This is a genomic window from Thiohalomonas denitrificans, from assembly GCF_900102855.1.
GTDB classification, from domain to species: Bacteria; Pseudomonadota; Gammaproteobacteria; order Thiohalomonadales; family Thiohalomonadaceae; genus Thiohalomonas; species Thiohalomonas denitrificans.
The window spans coordinates 42,852-62,711 of sequence record NZ_FMWD01000008.1 but is presented as its reverse complement, the minus strand read 5'-3'; the positions used below and the strand labels follow the sequence as shown (position 1 = coordinate 62,711).

Genomic DNA, 19,860 nt, shown 5'->3' with positions numbered 1-19,860 from the left:
CTGTCCGAGAAACGGCAGAGCAGGCTCCTAGAGAGATTTCGCCTTCTCAACAGCTTCCTCGATGGTGCCGACCATATAAAACGCCTGTTCCGGCAGATGGTCGTACTCACCCTCGACAATACCCTTGAAGCCGCGAATGGTCTCCTTCAGTGACACGTACTTGCCGGGCGACCCCGTGAAGACCTCGGCAACGAAGAACGGCTGCGAAAGGAAGCGCTGAATCTTGCGGGCTCGCGTCACCGTCAGCTTGTCCTCTTCGGACAGCTCGTCCATGCCCAGGATGGCGATGATGTCACGCAGCTCTTTATAGCGCTGCAGCGTACCCTGGACGGCGCGAGCCACTTCGTAGTGATCGTTGCCAACGACCAGTGGATCCAGCTGACGGGAGGTCGAGTCCAGCGGATCCACTGCCGGGTAGATACCGAGCTCGGCAATCTGACGGGACAATACCACCGTGGCGTCCAAATGCGCGAATGTCGTGGCCGGGGACGGATCGGTCAAATCGTCCGCAGGGACATAGACGGCCTGAATGGAGGTGATGGAGCCGGTCTTGGTAGAGGTAATGCGCTCCTGAAGCTGGCCCATCTCCTCAGCCAGTGTCGGCTGGTAGCCGACCGCAGAGGGCATACGGCCCAACAGTGCCGAAACCTCGGTGCCGGCCAGGGTATAGCGGTAGATGTTGTCGATGAACAGCAGCACATCGCGACCCTCATCGCGGAAGTACTCCGCCATGGTCAGGCCGGTCAGGGCGACACGCAGGCGATTTCCCGGCGGCTCGTTCATCTGGCCGTAGACCAGTGCCACCTTGTCGAGAACATTCGACTCCTTCATTTCATGATAGAAGTCGTTACCCTCACGGGTACGTTCGCCGACACCGGCGAACACGGAGTACCCGCTGTGCTCGATAGCGATGTTGCGGATGAGCTCCATCATGTTGACGGTCTTGCCCACACCGGCGCCGCCGAACAGGCCGACTTTACCGCCCTTGGCAAACGGGCAGACCAGATCGATAACCTTGATACCGGTCTCCAGCAGCTCGGTGCTGGCGGCCAGCTCTTCATAAATCGGCGCCTTGCGGTGAATCGCCCAGCGCTGCTCTTCGCCGACATCGCCACGTTCATCGATGGGATTACCCAGCACGTCCATAATGCGGCCCAGTGTGGCCTTGCCGACCGGCACCGAAATCGGCGCACCGCTATTGCCGACATCCATGCCGCGCTTGAGCCCGTCGGACGAGCCCATGGCGATGGTACGCACGACCCCGTCACCGAGTTGCTGCTGCACCTCGAGGGTCAATCCCAGCTCTTCGACGTTCAGCGCGTCGTAGACCTTGGGCATGGCATCGCGCGGGAATTGTGCGTCGACCACCGCGCCGATGATTTGAACGATCTTTCCAGAACTCATGGTCAGTCCCCTTAAAATACTCGAAACCTTGCTGCGCGGATCCTATACAGCCGCTGCGCCCGCGACGATCTCCGACAACTCTTGGGTGATTGCTGCCTGGCGGGCCTTGTTGTAGGCCAGCTGCAGCTCCTCGATCAGACTTCCGGCATTGTCGGATGCCGCTTTCATGGCCACCATTCGGGCAGCCTGTTCGCAAGCGATATTTTCGACCACACCCTGGTAGACCAGCGACTCGATGTAGCGCATCAGTAACTGTTCCAGGACCTGCTCGGCGTCCGGCTCGTACAGATAGTCCCAGTGATGCTTGAGTTCGGGGTCGAGCTCTCCGGCCCGGATCGGCAGAAGCTGTTCGACGGTCGGCTTCTGCGTCATGGTGTTCACGAATTCGTTGAACACAATGTACAATCGGTCGATTCTCCCTTCATCGAATGCCTCCAGCATCACCTTCACCGCACCGATCAGGTCCTGGAGCCCGGGTGCATCCCCGAGCTGCGTCGTCTGGGAGACGACGTTCACCTTGATCCGCTTGAAAAATCCGGCGGCCTTCTGGCCGATAAGGCATGCATCGACCTCGACATTGCGCTCCCGCCACTCCTTGACGGTCTGCAACGCCACCTTGAACTCGTTGGTGTTCAGACCGCCACAAAGACCCCGGTCCGACGAAACGATAATCATCCCGACCCGCTTGACCTCGCGCTCCACAAGGTAGGAGTGCTTATACTCCGTATGCGCGTGCGCCAAGTGACTGATCACCTTATGCATCTTGTCGGCATAGGGTCGGGAAGCCACCATCCGGTCCTGCGCCCTGCGCATCTTGGACGCAGCCACCATCTCCATGGCGCGGGTGATCTTCTGAGTGTTCTTGACACTCCCGATCTGGGTACGTATCTCTTTTCCGCTGGCCATCAAGTGCCTCCCGCTTACCAGGTATGGTTGGCTTTAAAGTCTTCGACGGCCTTTCGAAGCGCATTTTCGATCTCGTCGTTGTAATCGCCCGAAACGTTGATCTTTTCCATCAGGTCCGACTGCTCGGATTTCATGTAGGCCTGTAGCGCCTGTTCGAAATCCACGACCTTTTTCGCACCAACGTCATCCAGGAAGCCCTGGTTGGCGGCAAACAGCGACACAGCGATCTGAGCAACGCTCATGGGCTGGTACTGTTTCTGCTTCATCAGTTCGGTAACGCGCTGACCGCGTTCGATCTGTTTGCGAGTCGATTCGTCCAGATCGGAGGCGAACTGAGCGAAGGCCGCCAATTCACGATATTGCGCCAAATCCAGACGTGCACCACCACCAAGCTTCTTGACGATCTTCGTCTGAGCTGCGCCACCGACGCGGGAAACCGAAAGGCCGGCGTTGATGGCCGGGCGGATGCCCGCATTGAACAGGTCGGTTTCGAGAAAGATCTGACCGTCGGTGATGGAGATCACATTGGTCGGCACGAACGCCGAGACGTCGCCCGCCTGGGTCTCAATGATCGGCAGCGCGGTCAGGGAGCCGGTCTTGCCTTTCACTTCGCCGTTGGTAATCTTCTCCACCTCCGCGGCATTGATGCGTGATGCACGCTCCAGCAGCCGGGAGTGGAGATAGAACACGTCACCGGGATAGGCTTCGCGGCCCGGCGGCCGACGCAGCAGCAGCGACACCTGGCGATAGGCCCAGGCCTGCTTGGTCAGGTCATCGTAGACAATCAGGGCATCTTCGCCGCGGTCACGAAAGTATTCGCCCATGGCACAGCCGGCATAGGGACTGATGTACTGCAGCGCAGCCGAATCAGAGGCGGCAGCTGCCACCACGATGGTGTGCTCCATGGCGCCGTGCTCTTCGAGCTTGCGCACTACACCCGCAATAGAGGAAGCCTTCTGGCCAACCGCTACGTAGATGCACTTAACACCGGTACCCTTCTGGCTGATGATCGCGTCGATAGCGACAGCGGTTTTGCCCGTCTGGCGATCGCCGATGATCAGTTCACGCTGACCACGACCAATCGGCACCATCGCATCAACCGATTTCAGACCGGTCTGCAGCGGCTGATCGACCGACTGGCGGTGAATGACGCCGGGCGCGATCTTCTCGATTGGCGAGGTCTCCGTGGCATCGATCGACCCCTTGCCATCGATGGGTACACCCAGAGAGTTGACCACGCGCCCCAACAGGGCCTCGCCCACCGGCACCTCCATGATACGACCGGTACAGGTGACCTTGTCGCCTTCGGAAATGTGCTCGTAGGCGCCCAGGATGACCGCACCGACCGAGTCACGCTCGATATTCAGCGCCAGGCCGAAGGTGTTGCCGGGAAATTCGAGCATTTCGCCGGACATGACATCGGCCAACCCGTGAACGCGCGCGATACCGTCCGTCAGACTGACGACGCTACCTTCGGTGCGCGCTTCGGTGACCACGTCGTAGTCGGCGATGCGCTTCTTAATCAGTTCACTGATTTCTGAAGGATTCAGTTGCATTGTAATGTGTCCTCTAATCGGTCCGGTTTAGCGCAGCAGCTGATGAGCCAGCTTGTCCAGCTTGCCGATGACCGAACCATCGATGACCACGTCTCCCGCACGGATAATGGCCCCACCGAGCAGCTCTTCATCGATTTTGCAGTCGAGCGTGACATCACGGCCAAATCGCTTCGTCAAGGCCGACGCAATCGCCTTCTTCTGTGCATTCGACAAGGAATGGGCGGAGGTCACCTCGGCCCGCAGGGTCCCTTCGGCAGTAGCACGCTCGACCTCGTACAAAACGGCGATTTCCGGCAGCAGCTCGAGTCGGTTATTTTCCGCCAGGACGCGGATCGTGTTCTTGGCGCCGGCATTCAGGCGTTCGCCGCAGACATCGAGAAAGATCGTCGCCGTCTGCTCACGATCGACCCTCGGATCTTCGATCAACGCGGCCATGTCGGGATCGCTTGCGACGAGAGCGGCAAAGGCCAGCATGTCAGACCACCCCTTCAGATCGCCTTCATCCCGGGCGAGACTGAAAATGGCCTGGGCGTACGGGCGTGCGATGGTTATCAGTTCAGCCATTTGGGTACAGCCCTTATATCTGCGCCACGAGGTCCTTGAGAAGGTCCTCTTGTGACTTCTCGTCGATCTCCCGGGCGAGCACTTTCGATGCGCCGGCCACAGATAGCGAGACCACCTTGCCACGCAGACTCTCTTTGGCGCGGTTAACTTCCTGCTCGATATCCGACTGGGCGGACGCCTTGATGCGCTCTCCTTCGGTACGGGCAGTCTCTTTGGCCTCTTCAACGATCTCGCTGCTACGCTTCTGGGCCTGGGCGATGATCTCTGCGGCCTTCTCTTTGGCCTCATGGATCACCTCGGCGGCGCGTTTCTCCGCAAGCTCCTGCTCGTGTTTTCCACGTTCGGCGGCCGCAAGACCATCAGCGATGCGCGTTTTCCGGTCCTCCATCATCTGGGTCATCGGATCCCAAAGGAACTTCCAGACGAACCAGACCAGGACGAAGAAGGTCAGCATCTGCCCAAAGAGGGTTGCTGTTACATTCACGTCTTCTATCTCCCGTATGGGTTGGCGAAACTGGCTGAAAAACTCCGGCTTAGCCGACCAGCGCGCCCACGAACGGGTTGGCGAATACAAACCACATGGCCATACCCAGCACGATCATCGGAAAGGCTTCCATAAGTCCGCCGGTAAACAGCATCTGGCCCATCAGCTGCGGACGCATTTCGGGCTGACGCGCGATACCCTCAATGTACTTGGAGCAGATCAGGCCCCAGCCCAGAGCGGAACCCAGGCCGGCGGCGGCAAGGATGATACCGACACCGATTGCGGTGAAGGCGTAGACGTTGGCGAGAATGGATGGATCCATTGGAGCTCTCCTCGATATAGTTGTGAAAAGTTGATATTAAACAGTGAAGAAACGGTTCTGCGGTTAGTGGTCGGCCTGCGAAGCCATGCTGAGATAGACAATCGTCAGCAGCATGAAGATGAACGCCTGCAGGGTAATGACCAGAATATGGAAAATGGCCCAGCTGCCACCCAGGGGCCACTGAATCCACCAGGGCAGCAGGGCGATCAGAAGGAAGATCAGTTCGCCGGCGAACATGTTTCCGAACAGACGAAGCCCCAGACTGACGGGTTTGGCCACCTCTTCGATCGTGGTCATGACGATATTGACCGGTATCAGCCATTTTCCGAACGGGTGGAAGAGGAACATCTTGATGTACCCGATCACACCCTTGGAGCGAATGTTGTAGATGATAATGAGGCCGAAGACAGAGAGAGCCAGAGCGAAGGTAGTACCCAGGTCGGTGGTCGGCACAACTTTCAGGTAATGAACACCCATCATCTCCGCAAGCTTGGGCAACAGATCGACCGGGATCAGATCCATGGCATTCATCAGGAACACCCAGACAAAAATGGTCAGCCCCAGCGGTCCCACCAGCCGGTCGCGGCCATGGAAGATGGATTTCACCTGGCCGTCTACGAATTCGAGAATGGTTTCAAGCAGATTCTGCATGCCGGCGGGCTTCTCGGCATCGAGACTACGCCCGATCCTCCAGCTAACCAGCATGATGAGAGCGGCCAGAAGTCCTCCGAAAAACAGGGTATCCAGGTGCCATGTCCAGAACCCCTCGCCGACACTGAGATTGGTCAGGTGGTGCTGGATATAGGTAACCGGACTATCGGTTGCAGGTGCGGTCGCGCTACTCACGGTTTCACTCCAAGAACAATTATGAATTCGGTTTTTGCAGGTGGGAGGGCGCACTGTTGAAGAAATATCCAACTTGCGCCACGCCGAAGCCCACGATAATGGCGACCGGGTCCAGATTCAGAAAGACGATCCCGACGGCAATCAAGCCGGGCGTGGCCAGAAAGCGTATGGCCGCGCCGATAAACAACTCCATCATTCCGCGCTTCAAGTCGCTGGCGGCCGACTCGGAGGCCCGCGCGAGCCGCTGTGCACTGACAAGGGTATTGAAGAGGGCGATGGCTCCCCCGAACACCGCGGCCAAAGCCGGTTCCCAGCCTCTCAGCACAAGAAAAGTCCCGGCCGCCAGCAGGGCCAGGGCTGCCTGAATCGTCAGGAGCCTGCGGGTCATACCCAGCAGGACCTTTGCCGCATAACTCATTAAATTAGGCAACCGGGGCGGCTCGAGCACGCCCCTCTGGGTCTCGGTTTGTTCACATCGCCGAGTCGAGCTTCAGCGGCGCGAAAGTATATAAACCTCAGCCCGGAGCGTCAATGATGCACCAATAAAAAGGCCTTATATAAGTAATAATAAATGTAACGATAAGGGAATTTACAAGCCCGGAGTACACGGAACAAGCCTAGCTGAAGGTGGTGTAGGTACAGTGGCGAGTGGCGAGTGGCGAGTGGCGAGTGCAGTGTGGCGATCTTCTCACTGGAGGCGCAATCCTTGTAGATCGGGCTTCAGCCCGACAAGCGAAGGCCCGGCAAGGGAGCGCTGTCGTAACCGGCGGCTTGAAGCCTGCCCGCACAGGGGAATTCGGAGCGGGCGGTTCATGGCGCGGCCTACGAGATATGTTCGAGAATCCCGTCGAGTTCGTCGAGGGTGTTGTACTGGATCACCAGTTTGCCCTTGCCCTTGGGACCATGCTGAATGGCAACACGGGCACCGATACGCTCCCCGAGTGACTCCTCGAGGCGGCGAATATCGGGATCGACCTTCTTCTCCGGCGCCTTCTCCGGCGCACCTTCGCAGAGCCGCTTCACCAGCTTTTCGGTCTCGCGCACGGACAGTCCCTTGCCCACCACCTGACGGGCAGCCTGACTCTGCAGGTCGCCACTCAGGCCCAACAGGGCACGGGCGTGCCCCATCTCCAGATCGCCGTTCTCCACCAGGCGCTTGACGTCCGGAGCGAGACTCAGCAGACGCAGCAGATTGGATACCGCGGCCCGCGAGCGGCCCACTGCCTCCGCCACCTGCTGGTGCGTCATGCCGAATTCGTCGACGAGGCGCTGCAAGGCATGGGCCTCTTCCATGGCGTTGAGCTCTTCGCGCTGGATATTCTCGATCAGCGCCATGGCGATGGCTGCCTCGTCGGGCACATCGCGGATTACGGCCGGAATCTCGTGCAATCCGGCGATCTGGGCGGCGCGCCAGCGGCGCTCGCCGGCAATGATCTCGTAACGTCCCTTTTGCGCCAGCGGACGAACGACGATCGGCTGGACCACCCCCTGCGAACGAATCGAGTCGGCCAACTCTTCCAGCGTATCGGGGTGCATATCGAGCCGCGGCTGATACTTGCCGCGCTGGATCACATCCACCGGCAGGTGACGGAACTCACTGTCGTGTGTTTCCTCACCCGTGCTATCACCGGTTGCCTCTGCAGGGGAACTGCCGGCCCCAAGCAGGGCATCCAGGCCTTTTCCGAGCCGTCGCTTTCTGGTTGCCATGGTTTTTGTCGTCGGTAGGTTCGTCTAGTGGTCCATGCCGGAAATAGTGTAACGCTCAGCCGGTCTCACAAGCGCCCTCGGCAAGGCGCAGGAGTACAAGACTGGCCGCGTAGCCAATTCAAGCGACTGCAACGCGGCCGAGGGTGCTTGCGAGCCGACCCGAACGTTTCATAGATTCACCGCAAAGACGCCAGGAGCGCCAGCGACGCAATGGGTTATCGTGGCACGTCGGAGTGTAACCGCAAACGGCAACAAACGTTGCGGCGACGCGCGAAAGACTCGTCATGGAAATCAGTTTCTTCGCATCCTTTGCACCTTTGCGGTGAATACCGTTTCACTCCGCGCTTGCGGTTTCCGCACCCAGCGCCTGTTTCTCATAGCGGCGCAGGATCTCGCCGGCAAGCGCCAGATAGGAGATGGCCCCGCGCGACGAGCGATCATACGCCATCGCGGGCACCCCGTGGCTGGGCGCCTCCGCGAGCCGGACGTTACGGGGGATCACCGTGCGGTAGACCTTGTCCCCGAAATGGGTGATCAGCTGGCGCGACACATCGACTGCGAGATTGTTGCGCGGGTCATACATGGTCCGCAGCAGACCTTCCACCTCCAGGGCGGGATTCACCGAGCCGCGGATCTGCTCGACGGTATCGAGCAGCGCGCTGAGCCCCTCCAGGGCATAGTACTCACACTGCATGGGGATCAGCACCGAGTCGGCCGCCACCAGCGCATTCAGGGTGAGCATGTTCAGGGAGGGGGGACAGTCGATCAGAATGAAATCGTACTCCGCGGCCATGGGACGCAGAGCGCTGCGAAGCCGCCGCTCCCGCCTCTCGACCCCCATCAGTTCCACTTCCGCTGCAGTGAGATCGGAGGTGGTCGGCAATACGTCGTAACCGGCCTCTTCGGCACGGACAATCACCTCGATGGGAGCAGCGCCCTCGAGGAGGACATCGTAGGAGCTCTTTTCGAGATCGTCCCGGTCCACGCCACTGCCCACAGTGGCGTTCGCCTGCGGGTCGAGGTCGACCAACAACACCCGCCGCCGGGTGGCGGCAAGGGAGGCCCCCAGATTGATACAGGTGGTGGTCTTGGCGACCCCGCCCTTCTGGTTTGCCACCGCGATAATCCTGCCCATACCCCTGCCCTGTCTGATTGACTAGCTACTGATGACGATCAGGTGCCGCTGTTCCTGCTCAAGCCCCGGAACCCTTAGCCGTATCGCCTGCGCCGACAGGCCCGCGGGCAGCGCTGCAAGCTCCGCTTCCGGCCGCGCTCCCTTCATGGCCAATACCCGGCCCCGGGGCGCCAGCAAGTGACTGCATCCGGAGACGATCTCGGAAAGGGAGGCAAAAGCGCGGGCGATCACCACATCAAAGGGTGCATCGGGGCGGTACGTCTCCACGCGGGAATGTACCACAGTCACATTCCCAAGCCCCAATTCAGCCTTGGCTTGTGTGAGAAAGCGTGTCTTTTTGCCATTGGTATCGAGTAGGAAAAAGCTGCTCCCGGGGAAGGCCACCGCCAGCGGGATCCCCGGCAATCCCGGCCCGGTGCCCACGTCGATAACGCGCAGTGCATCATCCGGGTGGCACCCGTGCGTCAGATACGGAGCCACCGCCAGCGAATCCAGCAGATGCCGTACCACCATGCTGTGCGGCTCCCGGACCGCAGTCAGGTTATAGGCCCGGTTCCATTTCGCCAACAGGTCGACGTAGGCGATCAACAGCTCCCGCTGCGCCTCCGACAACGCCAGCCCCGTCGCTTCCAGGCCGGCGTCGAGGCTCTGGCGCAGGAGGGTCATTGGAAAACACCTTCAACGCAAAGACGCAAAGACGCCAAGGGCGCAAAGAAGAGAAAAGCGCTATTCCCGGCCGAATTGCATCCCGGCCCGAGCCTATATATACCCCCAATCCCCTGTTCCGCATCCAAAATTCTGGATTCCATCAGATCAACCTTTGCGTTTTTGCGCCTTAGCGTTTTTGCGTTGAGATCGGTTGCCCCGAGCTCTTTTTCAGGAAGACCAGCAGCAGAGAGACAGCGGCGGGGGTGATACCGGGGATGCGGGCGGCCTGGCCGAGAGTGACCGGGGCGTGGCGATTGAGTTTTTCCTGCACCTCGGCGGAGAGGCCGCGCACCGCGGTATAGTCCATCCCCTCGGGCAGGGGAGTGTCTTCGTGGCGGCGCGCGCGTTCGATCTCCTCGCGCTGGCGATCGATATAACCTGCGTATTTGGCCTGGATAGCCACCTGTTCGGCGGCCGCCGGAGCCTGCAGACCCGGTCCGGCTACGGCCAGGGCCATCAGTGAGTCATAACGCACATCGGGACGGCGCATGAGCTCCGAAAGCCGGTATTCGCGTGTCAGCGGCTGCCCGAAGACCCGCTGCGCGTCCGCCGCGTCGATATCCCGGGGGCGCAAAACCGTTGACTCCAGCCGCGCCTGCTCTCTTTCGATGGCCTCGCGCTTGGCCTCGAAAGCTGCCCAGCGAACATCGTCGACCAGACCCAGCTCCCGACCGATCGGCGTCAGGCGCAAATCGGCATTGTCCTCGCGCAGCAGCAACCGGTATTCGGCACGGCTGGTGAACATGCGGTAGGGCTCGCTGGTACCGCGGGTGATCAGGTCATCCGCAAGCACACCCAGATAGGCCTCGTCACGACGAGGTGACCACGCCTCCTGTTCGCGAACCCGGCGTGCAGCGTTCACGGCGGCCAGCAGTCCCTGGGCCGCGGCCTCCTCGTACCCGGTGGTGCCGTTGATCTGGCCGGCGAAAAACAGGCCCTCGACAAAGCGGGTCTCCAGCGAGGGCTTCAGGTCCCGCGGGTCGAAAAAGTCATACTCGATGGCGTAGCCCGGACGTGTAATGTGGGCATTCTCGAAGCCGGTCATGGAACGTACCAGCTCAATCTGCACGTCGAACGGCAGCGAGGTGGAGATGCCGTTGGGATAGACCTCGTGGGTATCCAGCCCCTCCGGCTCCACGAAGATCTGGTGTGAATCGCGCCCGGCAAAGCGCACCACCTTGTCCTCAATGGATGGGCAGTAGCGCGGCCCCACCCCTTCGATGATCCCGCCGTACATGGGCGAGCGATCCAGACCGCCGCGAATGATGTCGTGGGTGCGGGAGTTGGTGTAGGTGATATGGCAGGGGACCTGCCGCGGGTGCTCTTCGGTATGGCCGAGAAAGGAGAAGACAGGGGCGGGATCATCCCCCGGCTGCGGCTCGAGCCGGCTGTAATCGATACTGCGTCCGTCGATGCGCGGCGGTGTTCCGGTCTTCAGGCGCGCCACCCGAAAGGGCATCTCCCGCAGCCGGTGGGCCAGGGCATTGGCGGGCGGGTCCCCGGCACGGCCGCCCTGATAGTTCACCTGGCCGATGTGGATCACACCGCCCAGGAAGGTACCCACCGTGAGCACGACAGTCGGGGCCTGGAATCGCAGCCCCATCTGGGTCACCACTCCCGCCACCCGCTCCCCCTCGACGATAAGGTCCTCCACCCCCTGCTGGAAAAGCGTGAGGTTTTCCTGATTTTCCAGCGCGTGGCGTACCGCCTGCCGATAGAGCTGCCGATCGGCCTGGGCCCGGGTGGCGCGGACCGCCGGCCCCTTGCTGGCATTGAGGATACGAAACTGGATGCCGGCACGGTCGATGGCCCGCGCCATCAGTCCACCCAGCGCATCCACCTCCTTGACCAGATGCCCCTTGCCGATCCCGCCGATGGCCGGGTTGCAGGACATCTGTCCGAGGGTTTCGATGTTCTGCGTCAGCAGCAGGGTACGCATACCCATGCGGGCGGCAGCCAGCGCCGCCTCGGTCCCGGCGTGCCCGCCGCCGACCACGATGACATCGAAAGAGTGGGGGTAATCCATATCAGGCTCCGTAACAGAGGCGCTATTGTAGCCCGCAGCCGACACGGCGTTAACCGCAAAGACGCAAAGAGCGCGAAGAAGACACGGAAAAGAACGCACCGCAGAGGCGCAGAGTACGCAGGGATTTGCAGAGGTAATCCCGCAAAAACAACGAGGCCCACCGTTGGGACGCTCTTTCCGTCGCCTATCGCGGCGAGGCGCCGCTCCTACCCCAAAAATTATACTCCGGGGACCTCCGCGTACTCCGCGTCTCTGCGGTGCAACCCGATTTGCTTTTCTTTGCGCCCTTTGCGTCCTTTGCGGTTAAACACTCCGGGAACTTACGCCCGCCCAAAAGACCCAATAGACATACCGTTTTGTTAGTGAAGAGAAGGCCATGAAACAGACCATTACCGATGATCTGCGCCTGTTGACCGCGACACTGCCAGGCCCCTTGCGGGCGGCCGTGGAGGCACTGCCTGCCGATCAGCTGCTGGAGATCATTCTGGACCTCGGGCGGACTCCCCAGGCCCGACTGGCGCGCGGAGCCGTGGAGCTTTCGGACCGGCCCATTTCGCGCGAACTGCTGACCGAAGTCGTTTCGGGTCTGGGTGATTTCGGCGCCGACAACCGTGCCGGGATCGAGGGCACGCTGCACCGCATTTCCGCACTGCGCAACCGTCGCGGCGAGATCGTCGGCCTGACCCTGCGCGTGGGGCGCGCGATGCAAGGCACCATCGATCTGATTCGGGAGTATGTCGAGGGCGGCAAGAGCCTGCTGCTGCTGGGCCGGCCCGGAGTCGGCAAGACCACGAAACTGCGGGAGATCGCCCGGGTGCTGGCCGATGAGTTCGATCGGCGCGTGGTGGTGGTGGATACCTCCAACGAGATCGCCGGCGATGGGGATGTTCCCCACCCGGCCATCGGGCGCGCCCGGCGCATGCAGGTACCGCATCCGAACCGGCAGCATGCAGTCATGATCGAGGCGGTGGAGAATCACATGCCGGAGGCGATTATCGTCGACGAGATTGGTACCGCTGAAGAGACCCTCGCCGCCCGCACCATTGCCGAGCGCGGCGTCCAGTTGATCGCCACCGCACACGGCAACAGCCTCGACAATCTGGTGAGAAACCCCACCCTCGCCGACCTGGTGGGCGGCGTACAGACCGTCACACTGAGTGATGAAGAAGCGCGTTTTCGCCGCAGCCGCAAGAGCGTCAACGAACGCAAGAGCTCGCCCACCTTCGAGGTGGTGATCGAGCTGACCGATCGGGAGACCTTCACCGTTCATCCCGACAGCGCCACTGCAGTCGACCAGCTGTTGATGGGCAGAGCCCCTCACGGAGTTCGTTTCGGAACCATCGCCGGGGACAGCGAGACGCCGCGGCCGGCGCCCGCAGTCGTACCCGAATGCAGGCAGCCGCAGCCGATGGAGGAACCCGCCCACCCTCTTCGCATTCATGCCCACGCCCTCTCCCGCGATTCGGTGGAGCGGGTGATTCGTGACATGCGTCTCGATGCCCGTACGGTACGCAGTCCCGAACAGGCGGATTTGATCCTGACGCTGCGCTCCCGGGCCGCCGATCCGAGCATCCTGAACCTGGTGGCAACCACCGGTATCCCGCTACGACAGGTCAAGAAGAACACCACCGCCCAGATCCGGCGTCTGCTGCAGACCACCCTGCGGGAAAACGAAGAGTGGGAGGAGCGCTTCGCCAGCTAACAGATTTTTTACCACAGAGAACACAGAGAACACCGGATGTAATGAACAATGGCTCTTGGGACAGGCTCTCGCCAAGACCGAAATAAAATCAGGGATCAGAACGTCTGTTTCCGATCGCTATTCTCGGACAGGCTCCTAGACTTTGGGCAATCTCATACGGAGGTGAATCATGCCGAGCGATTTGGATCCGATAGTGGGTAACTGGTACCGCGACAAGGTCGAAAAAAGCCAGCGCTTCGAGGTGGTTTCACTGGAGGAGGATGCCGGCACGGTCGAGATCCAGCACTTCGACGGCAATGTCGAGGAGTGGGATCTGGAAGAGTGGTACCTGATGGATTTGGAGTCCATCGAGCCCCCCGAGGACTGGACCGGGCCCATGGACGAAGAGACCCGGGGCGACCTGGTCTACATGGATTCGGACATGAAGCCCGAGGAGTGGGAAGAGCCGTATCAGGAGGCCCATGAACGTACCCGTGGCCCCGACGAGGAGTACCGAGGTGACGAATGGGCCGACAAGGACCTTGGCAAGGAGGAAGAGTGACTAATTACCGGTGCCGGCGGCAGACGCCGAGCCGATTTAGCCATTCACCAGCCATCCGGCGCCGTACTGTTCGACTAAATTGACTGGCAAGCAGCCGCTCTTTGGATGCGGACAGTTGGATGGTGGTCCACCCCAGGTGGGATTCACAGCCCACTTCGATGCTCCACTCCCCGCCCTCGGCCTCCACTTCGAACAGAAACGCCTCCAGTTTCAGGTCTTTCAGCACGCCCGCTGCCGCCTCGCGGGCCTGTATCCGTTCCGCAGAAGCCGAAGCCATTCCCGCGCCCAACCCTTAATTAATGGTGGTGGACTACGGCCTTGAGGGCATTCATGGCGTCATCATAGGAAAGGTCCGGCGTTAGTCGCCCGCGGCTTCCGCGTTCCGCACTGGCGACGATATCATCCATCGACAGGATGCCCACCAGCTCCCCCTCCCCGTCAATGACGGGCAACCGCCTGACCCTCTGCGCCCACATCGTCTTGACGGCCTGCTTGACGTCGTCGTCGGCCTGGCAGGTGTAAAGCGGCCGGGAACCCACGAGTTCACCGCACTTCATCTCCCAAAGCGGTTTGTGGTTCAGGGCGGCCGTCATGGCGATATCCCGATCGGTAACAATCCCCACCGCCCGACCCGATTCATCCACCACGGGCAGGGCACCGCAGTCGCCATCCCACATCGACAAGCCGGCCTTTTCCAGGGTTGTGTTCGTGTCGCAGATCCTGACACTGCGCTGCATCACGTCGGTGACATTCATGTTCGGCCTCACAGCAGACGACTGCACTGCCGAAAACCATAGACCGGGGAGTGCGGTCAAGCCAGCTGATAGGCCATCTCATCCTCCAGAGCGAGTATCTTCTGGACCATGCTGAGTCCTTCGCGGGTGAAGGTATCGAGATCGCCCCACTTGTCGGAGGCACCGATCACCTGGGACCCGTCGGGCATCGAGACCCGCAATGCCCAGCGTCCTTCGCCAATCTCGCCACTGTTAGGCTCGATGGACAGAAACAGATTCGGCTTTGGATTGGCCTCCTGAACAACGGCCATGATGTAGCGATAGTCGACGCCATCCCCACTCTCGACCTCGCCCAGTACCGTAACCAGGAATTCGCCGAGCTGATAACGCCGCTTGGGAATCGCTGTCTTGATGACGGGTGCACTCACAGTTAATTCCCTACGAATTTGTTATGGAATAACAGATTAGCAAACCTGGCGACGGCTGAGAATCCTTGCATCCGGACGCGCTCTCCGGGCAGGCGCAACCCTGCGTCAAAAAGAGTTGACGCAGGCGTCCAATGCCGTAGAATGCCGCGGCTCTGGAGCGGTAGTTCAGCTGGTTAGAATACCGGCCTGTCACGCCGGGGGTCGCGGGTTCGAGTCCCGTCCGCTCCGCCAAACAAAGGCCGTCCCTTCGGGACGGCCTTTTTCGTTCCAGCCCCGGTTTGGTACCTGGTGGTCCATGCCACGCCTTGATCGCCTCTTGCGATGAACCTCCAGCCTGTTTGCCCTTGACGGGGCGTGCGGGAGTGCTTTTAGTTGAGGTATACAGCGGCGAAACTGGAGCTTGCGCCATGAGCAGACCGGATTTTGCTCACACCGACCTTGGCACCCTGACCTCAGGCGATCTTCGCCTTCTGATCGAAAACATGCCCCAGCCCGGCGACAACTACGAGGCCATTGCGCGGGTGCTGGAGACGCTCCCCTCCACGATCGAATCGATGCTGACCAGCGACTACATCTATCAACTGATCCACGATCGGCGGCAGTTGATGCTCGGTATCTCTCCTTTTCTGCTATTCAGCGTATTGCTACGCCGATCGCTGGGCCGACCGCGGACCATGCTGGACCGCCGGGTGCTGAACTACCTGGCCAATCTGCTGGCGCTATTCGTTCGGACCGACCGGGTCTTCCGGGTCGAGCCGGGGGATCGGGAGCCACACCACTATGTGGTCGAACTCATTGCCGAAGCCGATGAAGCGGACCCCAGACGCGCTTTTGTCACCTACGCCCATGTCGGCAATTATGCCCTTTGGCTGACCGGATTGCAGATGCAGTGGCTCGAGCAGCGCTACCATTTCGGTCGCCGTCCGGTCTCGCCCGGTTATTATGCCGAATTCGGCCAATCCTCTTTCGAACGGGCATCCCGACACCAACTGGCACGCGGATTCGGCCTGGATGATGTGTTCATGCGACTCGCGGTGATGTTCGATCACTACCGGGAGGGACTGGCCACAATGCAGCGGGACCATCTGGCGAAGTAGAGGCTTTTGTGGTCGCAGCGGTCTCACGGGTATAATCCGCGCAAGTTTTAAACACCAGTGAACCCAATGGCCCCCAGAAACTATATCTCCAGCCTGTTCGGGACCTCGCCCGTCGCCCCGCTACAAAAGCACATGGAAGAAGTGCAGGCGTGCATTTCGGAACTGATCCCCTTTTTCGAGGCGGTACTCGCAGGTGACTGGGAGCGCGCCGCGGCCGAACAGCAGCGAATCGCCGAACTGGAAGATGCGGCCGACGACCTCAAGCACGACCTGCGGCTGCACCTCCCGAGCGGCTGGTTGATGGCCATGTCCCGACGGGATCTGCTGGAAGTGCTCACTGTCCAGGACCGTATCGCCAACAAGGCCAAGGACATTGCCGGGCTGATCCTGGGGCGCCGAATGACCTTCCCCGACCCAATCGGACCACCGATCCTGAATTTCGTACGCCGCTGTGTGGATGCCAGTGGGCAGGCCCGTTCCGTGATCGATGAACTGGACGAGTTGGTGGAAACCGGCTTTCGGGGCCACGAAGTGGAGCTGGTTCAGTCGATGATCACCGAACTGGACAGGATCGAATCCGACACCGACGCCATGCAGGTGGAGATCCGGGCCCTGCTGTTCAAGCAGGAGAAGGAGTTGCCGCCGGTCGACGTCATGTTCATGTACCGCATCATCGAATGGATTGGCGACCTCGCCGATCTGGCTCAGCGCGTAGGCAGTCGCCTCGAACTGATGCTGGCGCGCTGAACGGTCGGAGGCGAGGATGGAATACGCAATCACCTTTATTGTATTGGCCTGTATTTTTGGTGTGTTCATGGCCTGGGGCGTGGGTGCGAACGACGTCGCCAATGCCATGGGCACCTCGGTGGGCTCCAAGGCGCTGACAGTACGGCAGGCGGTCGTGATCGCCGCCGTCTTCGAATTCTCCGGCGCCTATCTGGCGGGTGGACAGGTAACCCAGACCATCCGCAAGGGGATGATCGATTCGGACCTGTTGGTCGGGACCCCCGAGCTGCTTGTCTACGGAATGCTCGCCTCCCTGCTGGCAGCCGGTATCTGGCTGCTGATAGCCTCCCGCATGGGCTGGCCGGTCTCCACCACCCACTCCATCGTCGGCGCGATCGTCGGCTTCGCGGCGGTCGGGATCGGCGTCGAGGCGGTTCACTGGCCCAAGATCGGGACCATTGTCATCAGTTGGGTCATTTCACCGGCGGTGGCGGGGATTCTCTCCTACTGGCTGTTTGTCAGTGTGCAGCGTCTGATTCTTGATACCGACGATCCGCTCGCGAATGCCAAGCGCTACGTACCGGGCTACATCTTTCTGACCGGCTTCATGCTCACGCTGGTTACCCTCTACAAGGGCCTGAAACATATCGGGCTGGAGTTCAGCACCGGCGAAGCCTACGGGATAGCAGCGGTGATCGGATTGGCCGTGATGGTGCTTGGCAAGATCATGATCGAACGCCTGCGTTTCGATCCGGCCGCCGATCGCACGTTCCACTATGCCAACGTGGAGAAAGTCTTCGCGGTCCTGATGCTCTTCACCGCCTGTGCCATGGCCTTCGCCCATGGTTCCAACGACGTGGCCAATGCCGTCGGTCCGCTGGCCGCAGTCGTGGGCATCGTCCAGAGCGGCGGCGTAGTGGCGCAAGAGATAGCAATGCCCACGTGGATCCTGCTGCTCGGCGGCGTCGGCATCGTGATCGGCCTGGTCACCTATGGTCACCGCGTAATGGCTACCGTGGGGCGGGGGATTACGGAACTGACGCCGAGCCGCGGTTTTGCCTGCGAACTCGCCGCCGCCACTACGGTGGTGGTGGCCTCCGGAACCGGCCTGCCCATCTCCACCACCCATACACTGGTCGGTGCCGTACTCGGGGTCGGGTTTTCCTGCTGCATTGCGGCCCTCGATCTACACGTCGTCCGGACGATCTTTCTTTCCTGGATCATCACCCTGCCGGCCGGGGCGATACTCGCGATCACCTTCTTCTACATCCTCAAGGGGATCTTCGGCTAAGCCAGAACACCAACATTAAAATTGCCGACTGGCGCAGCAAAAGCTACCCTGCGGACCGGTTCACAACCATCGCAAGCCCATGTCTCTCCTCGATTTTGATGCCAAACCGGACGCCTATGCGGTGATGGGCAACCCCATCGCCCACAGCAAATCGCCCCGCATCCATGCCCTGTTCGCGGAACAGACGGGGCAACGGCTGACCTATACCGCCATTCTGGTGGAGCCCGGCGGATTCGATCAGGCGGTGGGCAACTTCCAGGCGAACGGTGGCAAGGGGCTAAATGTCACTGTGCCGTTCAAGCAGGAGGCCTGGCGGCTGGTGGATCGACGCAGTCCGCGGGCGGAGCGTGCCGGCGCGGTTAACACCGTAACCCTTCATGAAGATGGGAGCCGGTCTGGCGATAATACGGATGGCATCGGACTGGTAAACGACCTCTCACGCCTCGGAGTCACCCTGACAGGGTGCCGAGTGCTGATCCTCGGTGCCGGTGGTGCGGTACGGGGGGTACTTGAGCCGCTCCTCGATCAGGGGCCCGCCGAGCTGTGGATTGCCAACCGTACGGTTGCCAGGGCCGAGGAGCTGGCGAGCGCCTTTGCCTCGATGGGAACGGTAAACGGGTGCGGATTCGACGATCTGAAAGGCCGGCAATTCGATGTCATCATCAACGGCACTGCCGCCAGTCTGCAGGGCGAAGTTCCTCCCCTGCCGGACACCGTGCTGGGCAAAGACGGGGCCTGTTACGACATGATGTACGCCGCCCGGCCCACCGCGTTCATTCAATGGGCCCGCCGGCACGGGGCGACCGCAGCCCACGACGGTCTCGGCATGCTGGTCGCACAGGCGGCGGAATCCTTCTTCATCTGGCGCGGTGTCCGGCCCGAGACCGGACCGGTGATTGAGGCCCTTCGTCGCGAGCTGGCGGGCTGACGACGCCGGTTTTCTTTGCGAGCCGTACCCCCCTGCTGCACAGGCCCGAATCACTGAAGTACTGAAGAACTGGTAGCCACGGGGTACACGGGGACCACGGGGTAAAAACAAGTTGTTCGGATTATTTTCTCCCCGTGCGCCCCGTGTTCCCCGTGGTTCGAAATTCAAGGGATTCGTCAAGTTCTTCAGGAGCGCTGGATATCAACCCAAAAGCGACCTGTGAGGAGGCACTAGGACCGGCGCTCCTGCCGGCGCCGTTCGCCGCGACGTCGCTCAGCGACACGGCGCTGAGCCACCCGCTGCTCGATGAAGGGCGTCTCTCCGGCGCTGGAGGGCGGCTGCCTCTGGACCGGCGAACGGCGATCCACAGCCCTGCGCTCCTGCTCCCGCCGCTCCTCGGAACGTCTCTCGGTCTTGCGTCGGTCGTCCACAATCAGCGGTTGTGCCAGCCATGGCCGCCGGCGTCGCCGATCGGGACCCCTCCAGGGCATCCTGCGGGGGCGTCTACGCTCGGGCTCCGTATGTTCGGTGACCTCCACCGGCCGGCCCTTGAGCTCCCGCTGATGGAGTTCACGGATGGCGCGGCGCGCCTCCGGGTCCGGCTCGATCACACCATAGGCGCAATGATTGATGCGGCCCTCTACCAACTTGTTGATGATCAGAAAACCTGAACATCGCCCGTAACCTCGGAAAAAGCGGCGCAAATCGTCACCGGTTATCGAATCGGGCAGATTGCCCACGAAAATCTGCATGAA

At 61.0% G+C, this 19,860-nt stretch carries 22 protein-coding genes and 1 tRNA gene; 7 read left to right on the top strand and 16 right to left on the bottom strand.

Annotated features, from left to right (window positions below):
* Nucleotides 1-27: 27 nt before the first annotated feature.
* From atpD to mnmG, 12 genes are all read right to left on the bottom strand, one after another.
* Nucleotides 28-1,404 (bottom strand): F0F1 ATP synthase subunit beta, encoded by a 1,377-nt coding sequence (gene atpD, locus BLP65_RS12965; RefSeq protein WP_092998017.1) that lies wholly within the window; start codon nucleotides 1,402-1,404, stop codon nucleotides 28-30.
* 42 nt (nucleotides 1,405-1,446) lie between these two features.
* Nucleotides 1,447-2,310, bottom strand: a complete 864-nt coding sequence (atpG, locus tag BLP65_RS12960; protein ID WP_092998014.1) for a F0F1 ATP synthase subunit gamma — start codon at nucleotides 2,308-2,310, stop codon at nucleotides 1,447-1,449.
* Nucleotides 2,311-2,324: 14 nt separating this feature from the next.
* Nucleotides 2,325-3,866: a F0F1 ATP synthase subunit alpha gene (atpA, locus tag BLP65_RS12955; protein ID WP_092998011.1), complete on the bottom strand. Its 1,542-nt coding sequence runs from the start codon at nucleotides 3,864-3,866 to the stop codon at nucleotides 2,325-2,327.
* A 27-nt stretch (nucleotides 3,867-3,893) separates the two neighbouring features.
* A complete protein-coding gene (locus BLP65_RS12950) occupies nucleotides 3,894-4,430 on the bottom strand; it encodes a F0F1 ATP synthase subunit delta (protein ID WP_092998008.1) in 537 nt (178 codons plus the stop codon).
* Between the two features lie 13 nt (nucleotides 4,431-4,443).
* Nucleotides 4,444-4,914 (bottom strand): F0F1 ATP synthase subunit B, encoded by a 471-nt coding sequence (locus BLP65_RS12945; protein ID WP_092998005.1) that lies wholly within the window; start codon nucleotides 4,912-4,914, stop codon nucleotides 4,444-4,446.
* Nucleotides 4,915-4,963: 49 nt separating this feature from the next.
* Nucleotides 4,964-5,236 carry a F0F1 ATP synthase subunit C gene (gene atpE / locus BLP65_RS12940; protein ID WP_092998002.1) on the bottom strand — a complete coding sequence of 91 codons (273 nt, stop codon included), beginning with the start codon at nucleotides 5,234-5,236 and terminating at the stop codon, nucleotides 4,964-4,966.
* 63 nt (nucleotides 5,237-5,299) lie between these two features.
* A complete protein-coding gene (atpB, locus tag BLP65_RS12935; RefSeq protein WP_092997999.1) occupies nucleotides 5,300-6,082 on the bottom strand; it encodes a F0F1 ATP synthase subunit A in 783 nt (260 codons plus the stop codon).
* A gap of 19 nt (nucleotides 6,083-6,101) precedes the next feature.
* Nucleotides 6,102-6,500 carry an ATP synthase subunit I gene (locus BLP65_RS12930; protein ID WP_092997996.1) on the bottom strand — a complete coding sequence of 133 codons (399 nt, stop codon included), beginning with the start codon at nucleotides 6,498-6,500 and terminating at the stop codon, nucleotides 6,102-6,104.
* A gap of 404 nt (nucleotides 6,501-6,904) precedes the next feature.
* Nucleotides 6,905-7,789 (bottom strand): ParB/RepB/Spo0J family partition protein, encoded by an 885-nt coding sequence (locus tag BLP65_RS12925; protein WP_092997993.1) that lies wholly within the window; start codon nucleotides 7,787-7,789, stop codon nucleotides 6,905-6,907.
* Between the two features lie 334 nt (nucleotides 7,790-8,123).
* Nucleotides 8,124-8,924 (bottom strand): ParA family protein, encoded by an 801-nt coding sequence (locus BLP65_RS12920; protein ID WP_092997990.1) that lies wholly within the window; start codon nucleotides 8,922-8,924, stop codon nucleotides 8,124-8,126.
* A 21-nt stretch (nucleotides 8,925-8,945) separates the two neighbouring features.
* On the bottom strand, nucleotides 8,946-9,581 hold the full coding sequence (rsmG, locus tag BLP65_RS12915) for a 16S rRNA (guanine(527)-N(7))-methyltransferase RsmG (protein WP_317623060.1): 636 nt from the start codon (nucleotides 9,579-9,581) through the stop codon (nucleotides 8,946-8,948).
* Between the two features lie 178 nt (nucleotides 9,582-9,759).
* The gene (mnmG, locus tag BLP65_RS12910) at nucleotides 9,760-11,658 is read right to left on the bottom strand and encodes a tRNA uridine-5-carboxymethylaminomethyl(34) synthesis enzyme MnmG (RefSeq protein ID WP_092997984.1); all 1,899 of its coding nucleotides are present in this window, start codon (nucleotides 11,656-11,658) and stop codon (nucleotides 9,760-9,762) included.
* Between the two features lie 376 nt (nucleotides 11,659-12,034).
* On the opposite strand from mnmG, the gene BLP65_RS12905 reads away from it, so the two are divergent.
* Together BLP65_RS12905 and BLP65_RS12900 are read left to right on the top strand one after the other, a co-directional pair.
* A complete protein-coding gene (locus BLP65_RS12905) occupies nucleotides 12,035-13,360 on the top strand; it encodes a single-stranded DNA-binding protein (RefSeq protein WP_092997981.1) in 1,326 nt (441 codons plus the stop codon).
* A gap of 169 nt (nucleotides 13,361-13,529) precedes the next feature.
* Entirely contained in the window at nucleotides 13,530-13,901 is a 372-nt protein-coding gene (locus BLP65_RS12900) for a DUF6763 family protein (RefSeq protein WP_092997978.1), read from the top strand.
* A gap of 4 nt (nucleotides 13,902-13,905) precedes the next feature.
* On the opposite strand, the gene BLP65_RS12895 is transcribed toward BLP65_RS12900, so the two are convergent.
* Genes BLP65_RS12895 through BLP65_RS12885 form a run of 3 tightly spaced genes read right to left on the bottom strand, consistent with a single transcriptional unit; the run spans nucleotide 13,906 to nucleotide 15,063 of the window.
* Complete coding sequence (locus BLP65_RS12895) at nucleotides 13,906-14,178, bottom strand: hypothetical protein (protein WP_092997975.1); 273 nt, start codon at nucleotides 14,176-14,178, stop codon at nucleotides 13,906-13,908.
* Nucleotides 14,179-14,197: 19 nt separating this feature from the next.
* Entirely contained in the window at nucleotides 14,198-14,656 is a 459-nt protein-coding gene (locus tag BLP65_RS12890) for a CBS domain-containing protein (protein WP_092997972.1), read from the bottom strand.
* A gap of 56 nt (nucleotides 14,657-14,712) precedes the next feature.
* Nucleotides 14,713-15,063 (bottom strand): hypothetical protein, encoded by a 351-nt coding sequence (locus BLP65_RS12885; protein WP_092997969.1) that lies wholly within the window; start codon nucleotides 15,061-15,063, stop codon nucleotides 14,713-14,715.
* A gap of 154 nt (nucleotides 15,064-15,217) precedes the next feature.
* Between BLP65_RS12885 and BLP65_RS12880 the strand changes: the two genes are divergently transcribed.
* The 5 genes from BLP65_RS12880 (at nucleotide 15,218) to aroE (ending at nucleotide 19,105) form a co-directional block, all read left to right on the top strand.
* Nucleotides 15,218-15,294, top strand: a tRNA-Asp gene (locus BLP65_RS12880).
* A 176-nt stretch (nucleotides 15,295-15,470) separates the two neighbouring features.
* On the top strand, nucleotides 15,471-16,160 hold the full coding sequence (locus tag BLP65_RS12875; protein WP_092997966.1) for a hypothetical protein: 690 nt from the start codon (nucleotides 15,471-15,473) through the stop codon (nucleotides 16,158-16,160).
* 66 nt (nucleotides 16,161-16,226) lie between these two features.
* Nucleotides 16,227-16,907: a TIGR00153 family protein gene (locus BLP65_RS12870; RefSeq protein WP_092997963.1), complete on the top strand. Its 681-nt coding sequence runs from the start codon at nucleotides 16,227-16,229 to the stop codon at nucleotides 16,905-16,907.
* Between the two features lie 16 nt (nucleotides 16,908-16,923).
* The gene (locus tag BLP65_RS12865; protein ID WP_092997960.1) at nucleotides 16,924-18,177 is read left to right on the top strand and encodes an inorganic phosphate transporter; all 1,254 of its coding nucleotides are present in this window, start codon (nucleotides 16,924-16,926) and stop codon (nucleotides 18,175-18,177) included.
* A 79-nt stretch (nucleotides 18,178-18,256) separates the two neighbouring features.
* Nucleotides 18,257-19,105 carry a shikimate dehydrogenase gene (gene aroE / locus BLP65_RS12860; RefSeq protein ID WP_092997956.1) on the top strand — a complete coding sequence of 283 codons (849 nt, stop codon included), beginning with the start codon at nucleotides 18,257-18,259 and terminating at the stop codon, nucleotides 19,103-19,105.
* Between the two features lie 230 nt (nucleotides 19,106-19,335).
* Here aroE and BLP65_RS12855 read toward each other — a convergent pair whose 3' ends face one another.
* Nucleotides 19,336-19,857 carry an RNA recognition motif domain-containing protein gene (locus tag BLP65_RS12855; RefSeq protein WP_092997953.1) on the bottom strand — a complete coding sequence of 174 codons (522 nt, stop codon included), beginning with the start codon at nucleotides 19,855-19,857 and terminating at the stop codon, nucleotides 19,336-19,338.
* Nucleotides 19,858-19,860: the final 3 nt, after the last annotated feature.